The 13,826-nt window shown below is 67.8% G+C and carries 18 protein-coding genes; 3 read left to right on the forward strand and 15 right to left on the reverse strand.

Going from position 1 to position 13,826, the window contains the following annotated elements:
• Positions 1-9: 9 nt before the first annotated feature.
• Complete coding sequence (gene araD1, locus ACZ1JS_RS16550; RefSeq protein WP_465167001.1) at positions 10-996, forward strand: AraD1 family protein; 987 nt, start codon at positions 10-12, stop codon at positions 994-996.
• 133 nt (positions 997-1,129) lie between these two features.
• Here araD1 and ACZ1JS_RS16555 read toward each other — a convergent pair whose 3' ends face one another.
• A complete protein-coding gene (locus ACZ1JS_RS16555) occupies positions 1,130-1,585 on the reverse strand; it encodes an NUDIX hydrolase (RefSeq protein ID WP_465167002.1) in 456 nt (151 codons plus the stop codon).
• A gap of 84 nt (positions 1,586-1,669) precedes the next feature.
• On the opposite strand from ACZ1JS_RS16555, the gene ACZ1JS_RS16560 reads away from it, so the two are divergent.
• A complete protein-coding gene (locus ACZ1JS_RS16560; protein WP_465167003.1) occupies positions 1,670-2,260 on the forward strand; it encodes an alpha-ketoglutarate-dependent dioxygenase AlkB in 591 nt (196 codons plus the stop codon).
• Positions 2,253-2,639 (forward strand): HIRAN domain-containing protein, encoded by a 387-nt coding sequence (locus ACZ1JS_RS16565; RefSeq protein WP_465167004.1) that lies wholly within the window; start codon positions 2,253-2,255, stop codon positions 2,637-2,639. Before ACZ1JS_RS16560 ends, ACZ1JS_RS16565 begins: the two co-directional genes overlap by 8 nt.
• A gap of 10 nt (positions 2,640-2,649) precedes the next feature.
• On the opposite strand, the gene ACZ1JS_RS16570 is transcribed toward ACZ1JS_RS16565, so the two are convergent.
• From ACZ1JS_RS16570 to ACZ1JS_RS16635, 14 genes are all read right to left on the reverse strand, one after another.
• Positions 2,650-3,603 carry a zinc transporter ZntB gene (locus tag ACZ1JS_RS16570; protein ID WP_465167005.1) on the reverse strand — a complete coding sequence of 318 codons (954 nt, stop codon included), beginning with the start codon at positions 3,601-3,603 and terminating at the stop codon, positions 2,650-2,652.
• Complete coding sequence (locus tag ACZ1JS_RS16575) at positions 3,600-4,355, reverse strand: precorrin-2 dehydrogenase/sirohydrochlorin ferrochelatase family protein (protein WP_465167006.1); 756 nt, start codon at positions 4,353-4,355, stop codon at positions 3,600-3,602. Before ACZ1JS_RS16575 ends, ACZ1JS_RS16570 begins: the two co-directional genes overlap by 4 nt.
• A complete protein-coding gene (gene lysA, locus ACZ1JS_RS16580) occupies positions 4,352-5,617 on the reverse strand; it encodes a diaminopimelate decarboxylase (RefSeq protein WP_465167007.1) in 1,266 nt (421 codons plus the stop codon). Before lysA ends, ACZ1JS_RS16575 begins: the two co-directional genes overlap by 4 nt.
• Before the next feature lie 57 nt (positions 5,618-5,674).
• A complete protein-coding gene (locus tag ACZ1JS_RS16585) occupies positions 5,675-6,208 on the reverse strand; it encodes an NADPH-dependent FMN reductase (protein ID WP_242120703.1) in 534 nt (177 codons plus the stop codon).
• Between the two features lie 315 nt (positions 6,209-6,523).
• The gene (locus tag ACZ1JS_RS16590) at positions 6,524-6,925 is read right to left on the reverse strand and encodes a flagellar export chaperone FliS (RefSeq protein WP_242120701.1); all 402 of its coding nucleotides are present in this window, start codon (positions 6,923-6,925) and stop codon (positions 6,524-6,526) included.
• A complete protein-coding gene (fliD, locus tag ACZ1JS_RS16595) occupies positions 6,925-8,412 on the reverse strand; it encodes a flagellar filament capping protein FliD (protein ID WP_465167008.1) in 1,488 nt (495 codons plus the stop codon). The genes ACZ1JS_RS16590 and fliD overlap by 1 nt, the downstream gene beginning before the upstream one ends.
• A gap of 64 nt (positions 8,413-8,476) precedes the next feature.
• A complete protein-coding gene (locus ACZ1JS_RS16600; protein WP_465167009.1) occupies positions 8,477-9,595 on the reverse strand; it encodes an EscU/YscU/HrcU family type III secretion system export apparatus switch protein in 1,119 nt (372 codons plus the stop codon).
• Positions 9,592-10,374: a flagellar biosynthetic protein FliR gene (fliR, locus tag ACZ1JS_RS16605; RefSeq protein WP_345877028.1), complete on the reverse strand. Its 783-nt coding sequence runs from the start codon at positions 10,372-10,374 to the stop codon at positions 9,592-9,594. The genes ACZ1JS_RS16600 and fliR overlap by 4 nt, the downstream gene beginning before the upstream one ends.
• Before the next feature lie 44 nt (positions 10,375-10,418).
• A complete protein-coding gene (fliQ, locus tag ACZ1JS_RS16610; RefSeq protein WP_056453084.1) occupies positions 10,419-10,688 on the reverse strand; it encodes a flagellar biosynthesis protein FliQ in 270 nt (89 codons plus the stop codon).
• 5 nt (positions 10,689-10,693) lie between these two features.
• Entirely contained in the window at positions 10,694-11,551 is an 858-nt protein-coding gene (fliP, locus tag ACZ1JS_RS16615) for a flagellar type III secretion system pore protein FliP (RefSeq protein WP_465168725.1), read from the reverse strand.
• An 80-nt stretch (positions 11,552-11,631) separates the two neighbouring features.
• Positions 11,632-11,886, reverse strand: a complete 255-nt coding sequence (locus ACZ1JS_RS16620; protein ID WP_056002736.1) for a FliO/MopB family protein — start codon at positions 11,884-11,886, stop codon at positions 11,632-11,634.
• Positions 11,886-12,182 (reverse strand): flagellar motor switch protein FliN, encoded by a 297-nt coding sequence (fliN, locus tag ACZ1JS_RS16625; RefSeq protein ID WP_056453091.1) that lies wholly within the window; start codon positions 12,180-12,182, stop codon positions 11,886-11,888. The genes ACZ1JS_RS16620 and fliN overlap by 1 nt, the downstream gene beginning before the upstream one ends.
• A complete protein-coding gene (locus ACZ1JS_RS16630; protein ID WP_465167010.1) occupies positions 12,179-13,132 on the reverse strand; it encodes a flagellar motor switch protein FliM in 954 nt (317 codons plus the stop codon). The genes fliN and ACZ1JS_RS16630 overlap by 4 nt, the downstream gene beginning before the upstream one ends.
• 6 nt (positions 13,133-13,138) lie before the next feature.
• Entirely contained in the window at positions 13,139-13,819 is a 681-nt protein-coding gene (locus ACZ1JS_RS16635; RefSeq protein WP_242120687.1) for a flagellar basal body-associated FliL family protein, read from the reverse strand.
• Between the last annotated feature and the right edge of the window lie 7 nt (positions 13,820-13,826).

Consider the following 13,826-nt stretch of genomic DNA (forward strand, 5'->3'; position numbering starts at 1 on the left):
GAATCTTCGATGACTCTCCGTCTGTTGCAGCGCGTCGCCCCGTCGCGCGCCGTGATCGCCGCGACCGATATGGCGGCGCACATCGTCCCCGGCGTCGACAGCGTCCGTGCGCTGGCACTGCGCGCGATCGACGCCGGCCACAGCATCGCCGACGAAGTTGCGGCGCTGGGGCAGGGCGAAGCGGTCGACGTCGCGCAACTGCTCGACGCCGGCGCGATCGGATCGCCGATCGATCACGAGGATCCGGCGCATGTCATCATGACCGGCACCGGCCTGACGCATCTCGGTTCGGCCGAAGGGCGCGACAAGATGCACCGCGCCGCCGCCGAAGCCGCGACCCAGACCGATTCGATGCGCATGTTCCTCGAAGGGGTCGAGGGCGGCAAGCCGGCCGAGGGGCAGGTCGGGCAGCAGCCCGAATGGTTCTACAAGGGCGATGGCGGGCAGATGGTGGCGCCGGGCGGCGACTTCACCATGCCGCATTTCGCGCAGGACGGCGGCGAAGAGCCAGAACTGGCCGGCATCTATATCATCGGTTCGGACGGCACGCCGCACCGCATCGGCCTCGCGCTCGCCAACGAATTTTCGGACCATGTGACCGAACGCCACAATTATCTGTGGCTGGCGCACAGCAAGCTGCGTCAGGCATCGGTCGGTCCCGAACTGCTGGTCGGCACCCCGCCCGAGCATATCGAGGGGACGAGCCGGATCGTTCGGGGTGGCGAGACGATCTGGGAAAAGCCGTTCCTGTCGGGCGAGGCGAACATGTCGCACAGCCTGTCGAACCTTGAACATCATCATTTCAAATACGCCCTGTTCCGCCGGCCGGGCGACGTTCATGTCCATTTCTTCGGCACGGCGACCTTGTCCTTCTCGGACGGGGTGCGGACGCAGGAAGGCGATGTGTTCGAGATCGAGGCGGCGCCGTTCACCCTGCCGCTGCGCAACCGGCTGACGCGCGCGGCGGAAGAGACGGTGAAGGTCGAGCTGCTTTAGGGGCGGTTCCGTCTGCAATGATGACGTACCCCCGCGCAGGCGGGGGTCCAGAGCCTAGCAAATAGCGGTTTGCGCTTGGGACCCTGGACCCCCGCCTGCGCGGGGGTACGTGCTTGGGGGGTGGGGTTAGGCGTCACCCCAGCAACGGTTCGATTCGGTCGAGCAGCGGCAACTGGCTCTTCAGCATCAGCGTCCGCGCCTCCGCGACCGGCATCCAGCGTGCCGCATCGACCTCCGGAAAGGTCGCACGGCGGCCGCTGCGCGGTGGCCATTCGATCTCGAACAGGATGCTGGTGATCGCGCCCGTATCGACATCCTGTTCGGCGGCGAAGGCGGAGACCGACTTGCCGCCCGCCTGTCGCACCATGCCGAGCGGTTCGAGCGGGCCGGTGACGGTCACCCCCAGTTCCTCCGCCACTTCGCGGCGCGCGGCGTCCTCGACCGCTTCGTCGGGTTCGACATGGCCCTTGGGAATCTGCCAAGCGCCGACATGGCGTCGTGCCCAGAAGGGGCCGCCGGGATGGATGAGCAGCACGGCCGGCGCAGGCGTTCGACGATAGAGCAGGATGCCGGCGCTGTGCTGAGCCATGGAATTGTCCCCGATTTCCGGGCGATCGTATCCGTCGCCCCTGATTGATGGACAGACGCCGCTTACCCATGTTGCGTTCCATCGATGCCGCAACTCGACTTCTTCGCCGCCGAACCGGTGCTGCCCGGCCTGACCCATGGGTCGGCGCTGGTGACGGATGCCGGCCTGCCCGCGCTGGCGGCGGCGATCGATGCCGCGCCGCTCGCTCCCTTCCGCTTCCAGCAATGGACCGGGCTGCGGCTGACGGCGTCCTATGGCTGGCATTATGATTTCGAGAACGGCCGGGTCGGGCGGGCCGAGCCGATGCCCGACTGGCTGCTGGCGGTGCGCGAGCGGGCGGCGGCGTTCGCCGGGCTGCCGGCGGACGCGCTCGTGCAGGCGCTGCTGACCCGCTACGATCCCGGCGCGGGCATCGGCTGGCATCGCGACCGGCCGGTGTTCGAACATGTCGTCGGCCTGTCGATCGGCGCGCCCGCGACGCTGCGTTTCCGGCGGCGGCGGCCCGAGGGATTCGATCGCTTCGCATTGCCGCTGGCGCCCGGATCCGCCTATCACCTGACCGGCGAGGCGCGCTGGGACTGGGAACATGGCATCGCCGCCATGGCCGAAACCCGCTGGTCGATCACCTTTCGCAGCCTGACCGACCGGTTCGCCCGGAGCTTGCGCGATGCGTGAGTTGAGCCTGCACGTCGTCGGCGCCGATCATCCCAATCGCGGCGGCGGCAATCGCCGGTTCGAAATCCTGCTATGTGTGCCGGGCGAGGTGGTGACGCTGGTCCCCGAACCGCGCAACCCGGTCGATCGCAATGCGGTGATGGTGGTGAGCGCGCGGGAGGTGCAGATTGGTTATCTGACCGCCGACCGGGCGGCATGGATTGCGGCCATGTTGCGCAGCGGACGCGCGGTGGCGGCGATCTTTCAGCAGGCGACGCCGATGGGGGCGGCGATCCGGGTGGCGTTCGACGGCGCGGTGCCGGTGCTGCCCCGGCCGGTCGTGCCGCAGAGCGATCCCGAACCCGATTTCTGGCCCGACGAATTCCCGCCCGACGATTGAGCTTCGGGCGCTACCGCCCGATCCAGTGTTTGCGCACGAACCATGCGACGATGCCCGCACTCATGGCGATGCACAGCCCGACCACCCCGGCGAACGCCCAGGGTTCGTCGGCAAAGGGAATGCCCTTCACATTCATGCCGAGCAGGCCCGTTAGAAAGGTCAGCGGCAGGAAGACCATCGCCACGATCGCGATCTGGAGCGAGCGCTGGTCGAGCTGTTCGGCGCGCAGGTCGGTGAGCGTTTCGTGGATCAGCGCGGCGCGTTCGCGGATCGAATCCACCTCCTCCGCCATGCGCGCGGCACGGTCGGCGGCGGCGGCGAGGTGCAGGCGGTCATCCTGTTGCAGCCAGTCGCCGGGTAGCTGCCCGAGCTTTTCGAGCGCGGAACGCTGCGGCACGAGGAAGCGGCGATAGCCGATCGCGCGGACGCGGGTATGGGTGACGGCACGGCGCTGTTCGAAGATGCGGGCGGGGTCGAGCGCCTCCTCGCATTCGTCGAGCGTGTCGCCGAGATCGGCGATCAGCGGGTCGAGCTGTTCGGTGATCGCGCTGGCGAAGGCGACGATCAGGTCGCCGGGATCGGCCACCTCGCCGCCCTCGACCCGGTCGACGACGGTGTGGAACGCGGTCAGCTTGCGCCGGGTCACCGAATGGACCCGACCGGCACTGGCATAGAGCCGGACCGAGGCGAGTGGATCGGCGCTGGTCAGAACATCGTCGGACAGGCCGCGCAGGTTGACGAACGCGCCCTTACCGATCGCGTCGCAGCGCGGGCGCGTCTCGACCGCGGTCAGCGGGTCGATGACATAGTCGGGCAGATGGGCATGGTCGCGCAGCCAGGCGGCGACCGCCTCCCCCTCGCCATGCAGGTGAATCCAGGTGAAGCCGCCGCTGGCATCGGCCGCCGCCAGCGGGTCGACCGGCGTCGCGCTGGCCCCCTCGATATGCCATGCGCGGCACTTCATGCGAGGTCGATCGTCAGGCCCGGGAGCGGTTCGGCGGGGACCGGTCCCGCGATCCGCACCGCATCGGCGCGCGCCCGATCGAGGATCGCGTCGGGCACCTGCGGCGTGTGGTGGATGCGGTCGGCCTGTCCCAGCCAGCGGGCCTCGCGCAGGGTCAGGTCGTCAGGATCGGCCGAGCGCAGCCGGATCGTCTCGACCCGACCGGCGATCGGGGCGGCACCCGCCAGCCACGCCGCGACCGCATCGTCGGCATGGCGCACCATCGGGTCGAGCGGACCGCCGGCGGCGATCGCCGCGCCGATCGCGCGACGCCTGTCGCCGCCATCGGGAAAGCGTGCCCGCAGCGCTGCGCGCGCGGCGCCCAGACCCTCGGCCAGTCGCCCGACTCCGGCGGGCAGGATCGCCTCCAGCCGCTGGCGGATCGCCGCGGCAAGGCCTGCCGATACGCCACCGGTCGAGATCGCGATCAGGATCGGCGATCGGTCGACGATCGCGGGCAGGGTGAAGTCGCAATCGGCGGGGCGATCGACCGCGTTGACGAGGATGCCGCGCGCCTTGAGCGCATCGATCGCGGCGCGCGCTTCCGCATCGTCCTCGACCGCGACCACGGCGATGCGCGCGTCGGCGGCATCGGCGACGACGCTCAGCCCGCTGCGTTCGAGCAGGCGGCGCTTGGCATCGGCGGCCTCACCCGCGCCGATCAGGATCACGCTGCGCCCGGCGGTGCGCAGCAGGACCGGCAGCCCGTTCACAGCCAGGGCGGCAGGCGGTCGGCCTGCGCCAGCGCCTCGATCGGAGGACGTTCGCGCACCACCGCGAACCGGTCGCCCGACACCAGCACCTCGGGCACCAGCGCGCGCGAGTTGTAGGTCGATGCCATCGTCGCGCCGTACGCGCCGGCGGTCATGAACGCGACCAGATCGTCGGCGGCGACCACGTCCATCTCGCGGCCCAGTGCAAAGGTATCGCCGGTCTCGCATACCGGGCCGACGATGTTGGTCACGGCGCGCTCGCCGGTCGGGGTGACCGCGCGGATGTCGTGATAGGCGTCGTACAGGCTGGGGCGCAGCAGGTCGTTCATCGCCGCATCGACGACGACGAACGGCGCGGTCGCCCCCTGCTTCACGCGGATCACGCGCGACACCAGCACCCCGGCATTGGCGACGATCAGCCGCCCGGGTTCGAACATCAGCCGCGCGTCCCAGCCCGCCGTCGCCCGCGCGACCATCGCGCCATAATCGGCGGGGGAGGGCGGCAGCGGCTTCGCCGGATCATAGGGGACGCCCAGGCCGCCGCCCAGATCGGCATGGGTGATGGCATGCCCGGCGGCGCGCAGCGCGTGGATCAGCGCGCCGACCCGGCCGAACGCGGCCTCCAGCGGCAACAGGTCGGTGAGCTGGCTGCCGATATGCACCGCGACGCCGCGGACCTCGATCCCCGGCAGCGACGCGGCATGGGCATAGGCGGCGGGGGCGGCATGGTAATCGATGCCGAACTTGTTCTCCTTGCCCCCGGTCGAGATCTTCGCATGGGTGCCGGCGATCACGTCGGGGTTCACCCGAATGGCGATGCGCGCGACCTTGCCCAGCGAGCAGGCGACGGCGGAGAGCATGTCGAGTTCGGGTTCGGATTCGATGTTGAACTGGCCGATGCCGGCGTCCAGCCCCTGCGCCATCTCCGCCGCGGTCTTGCCGACGCCCGAAAAGACGATCTTGTCGGGATCGATCCCGGCGTCGAGCGCGCGGTACAGCTCGCCGCCCGACACCACATCGGCCCCCATGCCGGCGCGGGCGAGCGTCGCCAGCACCGCCTTGTTCGGATTGGCCTTTACCGCAAAGGCGACCAGCGGCTCGCCCGTGCCCAGCCCCGCCACCGCATCGCGGAACACGCGGACATGGCGTTCCAGCGTCGCGGTCGAATAGACATAGACCGGCGTCCCGACCGCATCGGCGATGGCGGGCAGGCTGACATCCTCGGCATGGAGCGTGCCGTCGCGCAAGGTGAAGCAATCCATGCGCCCGCCTTTAGAACGGCGCGCGCGCAATGAGAATGGCCGAACGTATCGCGCGCCCTAACGCGCGACGAAGCCGATCATCTGTTCGACCATCAGCCGCAACTGCATATCGGCCTTGTCGATCGCGCCGTCCTCGACGGTGTTGATCGCGACCCCGATCGGCGTCGGCCAGCCGCGCAGCGCATGCGCCACGGTGCGCAGCGTGCCGAGCGTCGCCACCGCCGCCTGCCACCCCGCCGCCGTCGCGACCAGCCCGACCGGCATCCCGTCGAAATAGACGCGGTCATCGCGGCGCAGCATCTCGACATGGTCGAGCGCGTTCTTGACCAGCCCGGACAGCGTGCCGTGATAGCCCGGCGACCCGATGATGATCCCGTCGGCATCGCGCAGCGCGCGCAGGAACGACTGGATCCGGGCGTTGCTGCCCGCCGTTTCGGGTTCGTAGTTCGGAAAGTCGATCGCCGGCCCGGTCAGCAACGTGGTGCGCGCGCCCAGCATCTTGGCATGGCCCAGCGCGCGTTCCAGCGCGGCGGCGGTCCCCGAAGTCGGGCGCAGCGTGCCCCCCAGCGCGACGATATGCGGTTGCTTCATGCGCGCACCGCTAGCGGATCGGGCGCGGCGATGCCACCGTTGAGAAGGGGGAGAGGCGTGTGGTGGAGCGGAAGCCGGACCCAAGCGCCACCGTCACCTCGGATCAGGTCGAGGATCCTGCGAAAGTCCTCCGCCTATCCCGAACCCTTGCCTACCCCCGCGCAGGCGGGGGTCCAGGATCAAGGAAAACAAAGGTTTGCGAGTGTGGCTCAGGATCCCCGCCTGCGCGGGGATACGCTGAAGCGGATTTTAGCAGTAGTCTCGGCTCGATCCGGGTGACGACAGGCCATGCATGGCGACATGGCGTTGCCCTGTCTATCGCGGCCGAACCGCCTCCCACGCCTCGGCGATGTCGGTCAGCGACGCGGCGGCGTTCAGGAAGGGCTGCGAATCCTGTCCGATGCTGGCATTGACGATCTGTTCGCGCAGACCCGTATAGAGCCGCGATAGCGTTTGCGACAGGTCGCCGCCCTTGTCGAAATCGAGACCGGCTTCGAGCGCGAACAGGATCGCGGTCGCACGGGTCACGCGGTCGCCCTTCATCGCATATTGGCGGTTGTCGGTGGCCCATGCCGCCGATCGCAGCGCGCGGATCGCTTCCTCGTACAGCAGCGACACCAAGGCATGCGGGTCCGCGCCGCCGGTGCGCGCGGCAAGGTCGACCGAGCGATAGGTCTGGGCGGGATCGCCCGCCAGGGCGGTGGCATAGCGGGTCATTACTCGCTCCGCGTCCACATCTTGATCTGGTTTTCCATGAAGGTCTGCTGGGCCTTGTACGCCGCGACCCGGGCTTCGGACGCCGCGAATTGCTGCGTCATCCGGGTGGAGGTCTGGTCGGTCTGTTCGGCGACCTTGGCCTGTTCCTTGGCCAGCACGCCCTGCGCGTCGGCATAGCGCTTGTCGCTGGCACCGAGGCCCAGCGTCGTGCTCTTGGCGGAGGCGGCGATGCGGTTCAGCGTGGCGGGCAACGAGGTGCCGGTCGTCTTGTCCGATCCGGTGCCTTCGGCGAACATCGCCTCGATCGCCTGCGGATTGTTCACCAGCGCGGCGGCCAGCGTATCCTTGTCGACGCGCAGCGTGCCGTCATTGTTGGTGGCGATGCCGATCGATGCCAATGTCTTGGGGCTGCCGTCGGTCTTGCCGGTCAGGTCGGTGATGGTCAGCTTCTGCAACGACCGCTTGAGCGCCAGCGCCGCCGGATCGGCGCGCAGGTCGCCGGTGATCGCATCGGTTGCCTTGTTCACCGATGCCAGCATCTCGTTATAGGCGGCGACGACGTTGTTGACCGCCTCCTTCAACGCATCGGTCGGCGTCGAGGAACTGAGCGTCACCGGGCCGTCGGTCGTCACCGCCTTCAGCTCCATCTTGACGCCGTCGGTACCGGTGATGGTGTTCGACGCGCTGACCATCGGCACGCCGTCGACGCTGAACACGGCATTGCCGGCGCGGGTCACGACCTCTGCGCCATCGATGGTGCTCCTGTCGAAATCGACGTTCAGCCGCTCCAGCCCCGGCGATGCGCTGCTGCTGTCGGGCGTCGCGGTCAGGGTGAATGCCTGGTTCGCGCCGTCGGTGCTGCGCAGGACGAGGCGCTGGCCATTGGCGTCGGTCACGACGCTGGCGGTGACCCCCGCTTTGGCGGCGGTGATCTTGTCGGCGACCCCCTGTAGCGACGCCGCGTCGCTCGACGTGATCGTGATCGGCGGGATCGTCGTCCCGTTGGCGGTGAAGGTGCCGTCCGACCCGACGCTCCCAAGTTTTAGCTGGAGCGTACCGGTGCCGACCGACGCGGTGGTGCTGAACGATTCCTTGGTCACCGCGACCTGCGACGATGCGAGCCGCGCGACCGATACGCTGGCGTTCAGGCTGGTGACGGTCTTGCCGCTCGCCACCGATACTTTGACCGCCGATCCGCTGCTGCTGAGCTGGGTCGACAGACCGCCGGTTTCGGCCAGCGTCTGCAGCGCGCTGGCAAAGCCGGAAATGCCCGATTTCAATTCGGACACCGCCGAAATCTGTGCGGTCAGCGTCTCGGACTTCTTGGCCAGCTGGGCATTCTTGTTGGCGAACTGTGCTTCGACCAGGCTCTTGACCAGCGCGGTCGTGTCGACGCCCGATCCGGCGCCCAGCGCGTTGGCGAGGTTGGGCGTCGTCGCCTTGGTCGTGGTGCTCGTCGCGGTCGCACTGTTGGTCGTGATCGCCATCGTCTACTCCCGCGCGAACTCTCACCCCATCAAGCGGCAGAAGCGCGGAAATCTTTAGCGGCTTTTAAGCGGAAATCTTTCCGTTCTCGTCGAACCGCGCCTCGGGCGGCACGGTGACCGGCGGCTGGATGCCGCCCGCCTGCCGGTTGACGCCGAACACGAACGCCAGCACCGTCGCGATGGCGAGGTACAGGTCGTCGCGAATCTCCTGCCCCTGCTTGCTGGTGTAATAGACGGCGCGGGCGAGCTGCGGATATTCGAGCATCGGAATCTTCGCCTCCGCCGCCAGTTCGCGGATCGCCAGCGCGGTCGCGCCGCGTCCCTTGGCGACCACCACCGGCACCTGATCGCGCCCATGGTCGTAGCGCAGCGCGACCGCAAAATGAGTCGGGTTGGTCAGCACGACATGCGCCTCGCCCACCGCGGCCTTGAACCCGCCCTTCAGGATTTCGTGGCGGCGCTGGCGGATCTGCGCCTTCACATGCGGATCGCCGTCGCTTTCCTTATGCTCGTCGCGCACTTCCTGCTTGGTCATCTGCAGGCGCTGCATCCGCTGGAAGATCGCCAGCGGCACGTCGAGCCCGGCGATCAGCACCAGCCCGCCCGCCATCACGAACAACAGCGTCAGGAACGTGCCGCCCAGGTCCGAAATCGCCTGTTCGACGTTCGACGACACCAGCCCCATCGAGCTGACCGCCGCCGATTTGAGCATCACATAGCCGATTGCGCCGAGCAGGACGACCTTCAGCAGCGACTTGCCGAGTTCGATCCACCCCTGCGGCCCGAAGATGCGCTTCAACCCCGATGCCGGGTTGATCCGCGACCCCTTGGGCGCCAGCGCGCCGCCGTTGAACTTGATGCCGGTCAGCCCCGCCTGCGTCACGATGCTGGCGACGACCGCGAAGATCAGCACGCTGCCGACCGGCATCGCCAGTTTCCACCCCGCCTCGACCAGCGGGCGCCATGGCTGGAAATCCTCGACATCGGCACGGCCGAAGCGGAAGCTGGCGGTCATCACCGCCTTGCACGCCGCGACCAGCGTCGGCCCGAACATCGCCAGCCAGCCGCACCCGGCCAGCACCACCAGCGCGGTGCCCAGTTCCTTGGATTTGAGGATGTCCCCGTCTTCGCGCGCCTTGTCGAGGCGCTTCTGTGTCGGGCTTTCGGTTTTATCCTCGCTCATCCAGCGCCTCCCAGCACCAGCCTCTGCGCGGCGTCGAGCGCCTCCTGCACGATCACCAGCATATAGTCGGTCATCGCCGGCAATGCGACGAACATCGCGATGACCCCGACGAACAGACTGGCCGGCAGCCCGACCGCGAACAGGTTCAGCGCCGGGGCGGAGCGCGACAACATGCCCATGACGAGGTTCAGGCAGAGCAGCAGGAAGCCGACCGGCAGCGCCAGCAACAGCCCCGACAGAAAGGCGTAACCGCCGAAGATCGCGATATTCTCCAGCTTGGCGGGCGACAGCCACGCCGCACCCGGCGGCAGCAGTTCATAGGATCGCACGATCAGGTCGATCAGGATCAGATGCCCGTCGAGCGACAGGAACAGCAGCGTCAACAGCACCGACAGGAAGGTGCCGAGCGCCGGGCTTTGCGCGCCGTTCTGCGGATCGACCATCGCCGCGAAGCCGATGCCCATCGACATGCCGATGACTTCGGCGGCGATCAGCGGCGCCGCGAACGCGATCTGCAGGACGAAGCCGATGGCGAGCCCGACCAGTCCTTCGGCGGCGATGCTCAGGAAGGTGGTCAGCGAGAAGACTTCGGTCGGAATGGCGAAGGCCTGCGCATGCAGCACCAGCACCGCGATCGCCCCCGACAGCAGCACCCGCACCTGCACCGGCATCGCCACCGCCCCGAACACCGGCGCGACGATGAACGCCGCCCCGACCCGGACCATGGTGAAGAGCAGCGCCCAGAGCTGCGGCTCGACCGCGAGGCCGAAGCCTAGCATGCCGGTGTCTTCCTTTGCCGTGGAAGAGTTCTACCGCGCATCGCCTAGCGGACCAGATCCGGAATCCGCTCGAAGATGCTGGTCGTGAAATCGCTCAGCAGCCCGAGGATCATGCCGCCGAACACCGCGAGGCTGATGCCGACCACCGCCAGCTTCGGCACGAACGACAGCGTCTGTTCGTTGATCGACGTCGCCGCCTGGATCATGCCGAGGATCAGCCCCGATACCAGCGCCGGGATCAGGATCGGCGCCGCGACCAGCGCCAGCACCCACATCGCCTCACGCGCGACGGTCATGAAATAGCCCGCGTCCATCTGCGCTAACTCACGAAAGAGGCGGCAAGACTGCCCATGGTCAGCGCCCAGCCATCGACCAGCACGAACAGCAGCAGCTTGAACGGCAACGATATGATCGTCGGCGACAACATCATCATCCCCAGCGACATCAGCACCGTCGCCACCACCAGATCGATGACGATGAACGGCAGGAAGATCAGGAACGCGATCTGGAACGCGGTCTTGAGTTCCGACGTGACGAACGCCGGCAGCAGGATCGAGAACGGCGTATCGGCGGGCGAGGCGATCGGGCCGCTCTTCGCCATCTGCGCGAACATCGTCACGTCCTTGGTCCGGGTCTGTTTCAGCATGAACGCGTGCAGCGGCAGGCTGGCATTCTGGATCATCTGGGTCGAACTGATCTGCCCGGCGGCATAGGGTTTGATCGCGGTCTCGTTGATCCGGCCGATCACCGGCGACATCACGAACAGCGACAGGAACAGCGACAGGCCGATCAGCACCTGATTGGGTGGCGTCTGTTGCAGGCCCAGTGCCTGACGCAGCACCGCCAGCACGATGATGATCCGGGTGAAGCTGGTCATCATCAGCAGGATGCCGGGCAGAACCGACAACAGCCCCATGATGATGAGGATCTGCAGCGACAGCGCCATCGGCGCGTCGTTGCCACCGCCCAACTGCCCGAGCGCCCGGTCGAGCGCGTCGGCGGCACCGGGGGCAGGGGCGGGCGCGGCCGGGACCGCCTGCGCCATCGCCGGCACCGCGAGGAACAGCATCAGCGCGATGCCGATCGCGGCGAGCAGCAGTTCGAACCGCCAATTCGCCCGCGCGCGCGAAGGGCGCGCAACCTGTACGACGCGTGCCGGGGCGGGTGCCGCGGTCATCGCCCGCCGCCGTGCGGCCGCTGCCGCCGGGCGATAGCGCATCCGCGCCAGCAACGGGTCGAACGTCGTGTTCAATCCCGTCACTTGTCGCCCCGGTCCAGCAGCGTCACGCCGTTGCGGCTGACCGACACCAGCAATTGCCGCCCCTGAAACTCCAGCACCGCGATCTTGGTGCCGGTCGACACCATCATCGTCTCGCGCACCTTGACCAGCCGTTCACCCTGATTGCCGGGCATCCGCGCTTCTAGGCGACGCCACAGATACAGGCAGCCGATCATCAGCCCGCACACCAGCGGCAGGAGGATGACGAGCTTCAGGATGTACGACCACATCATCAGCGGCTGACCCGCTTGTCGGGGCTGACCAGTTCGGTCATGCGCACCCCGAAGCGGTCGCCGACGGTCACCACCTCGCCGCGCCCGATCAGCGTGCCGTTGACGAACACGTCGAGCAGTTCGTTGGCGCCGCGGTCCAGTTCGATCACGCTCGATTCGCTCAGCGCCAGCAGTTCGCGCAAGCTCAGCTGCGTCGACCCGATCTCGACGGTCAGCCGGACGTCGACATCCTGCAACAGCTTGAAATTGGCGGCGAGCGACGCTTCGGCGGGGAAGCCGCCGGTCATCTCGTTCATTGGAATTCCTCTTCGAAACCGGGGTCGATGGAGTTCAGCTTGATCGCGGCCTGCCCGTTGGCGGTGCCGACCGTGCCCGTGCCCAGCCGCCGGTTGGACACCCATACCGGCACCTGCGGCCCGAAATTGATCGGGATGATGTCGCCTTCCTTGAGTTCCAGCAAGGTGGCGAGCGACACGACCGGTTCGGCCAGCACCGACCGTACCGGCAGCTTCACGCCCATCACCGCACGGGTCAGCCCCGACCGCCATTTCGAATCGGGCTCGCTGCGGCCATGGACCTTGGTCGACAGTTGCGGCGCATGGGGTTTGAGCGCCGCGACCGGATAGAGGATGTCGATATAGGTCGGCAGCATCGCATCGCCGACCTCGAGCGCGAAGCGGGTGGCGATCACCGCATCCTCGCCATCGATCGCGCCCATCATCGCCGGATTGGCCTCGGGCGTGCCGGGTTCGAAGGCGATGCCGGCCAGCGGCCCCCAGGCCTCGCCCAGCGGCGCGGCGATGGCGGTCGCCAGCCGGCGCAGCATCGCTTCGGCGGCGGGCGAGAATTCGACCGGCATCGGATTCGGCGCCTCGCCGAACCCGCCGAAGAAGATATCGAGCGTTTCGAGCAGGAACGTGCCGTCGATGACGACGATCGCCGGGCTTCCCCCGGTCGACAGCGTCAGCGGCACCCATCCGGTCAGCCCGTGTGCCCGCCGCGCGGCGCAATAGCCCGCGAACCGGTCGACCTCGACCGGCTCGGCCCAGCTCTTGACCCCGCGCCGGAGCAGCGGCTCGAACACCTGCCGCAGCGATCGCGCCATGCGCGCCGACAGATGTTCGAGCGCGCGCAGGTCGCCAAAGGGATTGAGGTTCGTCGCCCCCAGGCTCGGCGCATGCGACGCGGCCGCCGTGCGGCGACTCCGTGCGCTGCCTTCGGGCGCGGTGGACGAGGTGTTAACCATGCGCGTTTACTGAACCACAAACGTGGTAAAATAAACGTTACCGATGCCGCCAAAGCCTTCCTTTTGCTCCAGAGTGTCGTTGATCGCCTTCTTGATGCGCAACGACAGCTGTTTCTTGCCCTCCGGCGTGAAGACCTGATCCTCGGTCGTCTCGCCCAGCGCGAGCAGGATCGCCGAGCGAATCGCGATCTCGTGCGTCTTCAGATTCTCGATCACCTTGTTGTCGTACGAGGTCGAGATCGCGACGCCTACCTGAATGAAGTGCGTGCTGTCGGACAGGTTGGAGGTGAACTCCTTCTCCATCGCATAATAGGTCGATGCCCAGCGATCGCCGCCCTCCATCTCGGGCGTCGGCCGGCTGTTCTCGTCGCCATGCTCGGCCGAACCGCCTTCGCCGCCGCCTTCGCCACCGCCATGGCCGCCACCTTCGCCGCCGCCCTCACCGCCGGCGCCGGCCTTCACCTCTTCGGACTTCGGGACCAGCTTGGGCAGGTCCTTCTTCTCCGCGGGCGGTTCCTTCTCGCCATGGTCGCCGCCGCCGCCGATCAGGCCCGACGAACTGGCATACAGCCCGGCCCCGACGCCTCCGCCCAGCAGGGCGACGACGCCGACGACCATGACCAATATCTTGACCAGCTTGCCTTTCTTCTTCGCCGGCTTTTCCTCCGGCGTCTCCTTGTCGCTCATGTCGTGG

The sequence above is a fragment of the Sphingomonas sp. BL-S-05 genome, assembly GCF_055521695.1.

Coding starts and splice junctions, on each gene's coding strand:
- fliN (WP_056453091.1), bottom strand. CDS start 12,182: ATGAACGAGATGACCGGCGGCTTCCCCGCCGAAGCGTCGCTCGCCGCC.
- ACZ1JS_RS16600 (WP_465167009.1), bottom strand. CDS start 9,595: ATGAGCGAGGATAAAACCGAAAGCCCGACACAGAAGCGCCTCGACAAG.
- fliR (WP_345877028.1), bottom strand. CDS start 10,374: ATGCTAGGCTTCGGCCTCGCGGTCGAGCCGCAGCTCTGGGCGCTGCTC.
- lysA (WP_465167007.1), bottom strand. CDS start 5,617: ATGGATTGCTTCACCTTGCGCGACGGCACGCTCCATGCCGAGGATGTC.
- fliP (WP_465168725.1), bottom strand. CDS start 11,551: ATGACCGCGGCACCCGCCCCGGCACGCGTCGTACAGGTTGCGCGCCCT.
- ACZ1JS_RS16565 (WP_465167004.1), top strand. CDS start 2,253: ATGCGTGAGTTGAGCCTGCACGTCGTCGGCGCCGATCATCCCAATCGC.
- ACZ1JS_RS16560 (WP_465167003.1), top strand. CDS start 1,670: ATGCCGCAACTCGACTTCTTCGCCGCCGAACCGGTGCTGCCCGGCCTG.
- ACZ1JS_RS16555 (WP_465167002.1), bottom strand. CDS start 1,585: ATGGCTCAGCACAGCGCCGGCATCCTGCTCTATCGTCGAACGCCTGCG.
- fliD (WP_465167008.1), bottom strand. CDS start 8,412: ATGGCGATCACGACCAACAGTGCGACCGCGACGAGCACCACGACCAAG.
- araD1 (WP_465167001.1), top strand. CDS start 10: ATGACTCTCCGTCTGTTGCAGCGCGTCGCCCCGTCGCGCGCCGTGATC.
- ACZ1JS_RS16590 (WP_242120701.1), bottom strand. CDS start 6,925: ATGACCCGCTATGCCACCGCCCTGGCGGGCGATCCCGCCCAGACCTAT.
- ACZ1JS_RS16620 (WP_056002736.1), bottom strand. CDS start 11,886: ATGATGTGGTCGTACATCCTGAAGCTCGTCATCCTCCTGCCGCTGGTG.
- fliQ (WP_056453084.1), bottom strand. CDS start 10,688: ATGGACGCGGGCTATTTCATGACCGTCGCGCGTGAGGCGATGTGGGTG.
- ACZ1JS_RS16630 (WP_465167010.1), bottom strand. CDS start 13,132: ATGGTTAACACCTCGTCCACCGCGCCCGAAGGCAGCGCACGGAGTCGC.
- ACZ1JS_RS16570 (WP_465167005.1), bottom strand. CDS start 3,603: ATGAAGTGCCGCGCATGGCATATCGAGGGGGCCAGCGCGACGCCGGTC.
- ACZ1JS_RS16585 (WP_242120703.1), bottom strand. CDS start 6,208: ATGAAGCAACCGCATATCGTCGCGCTGGGGGGCACGCTGCGCCCGACT.
- ACZ1JS_RS16635 (WP_242120687.1), bottom strand. CDS start 13,819: ATGAGCGACAAGGAGACGCCGGAGGAAAAGCCGGCGAAGAAGAAAGGC.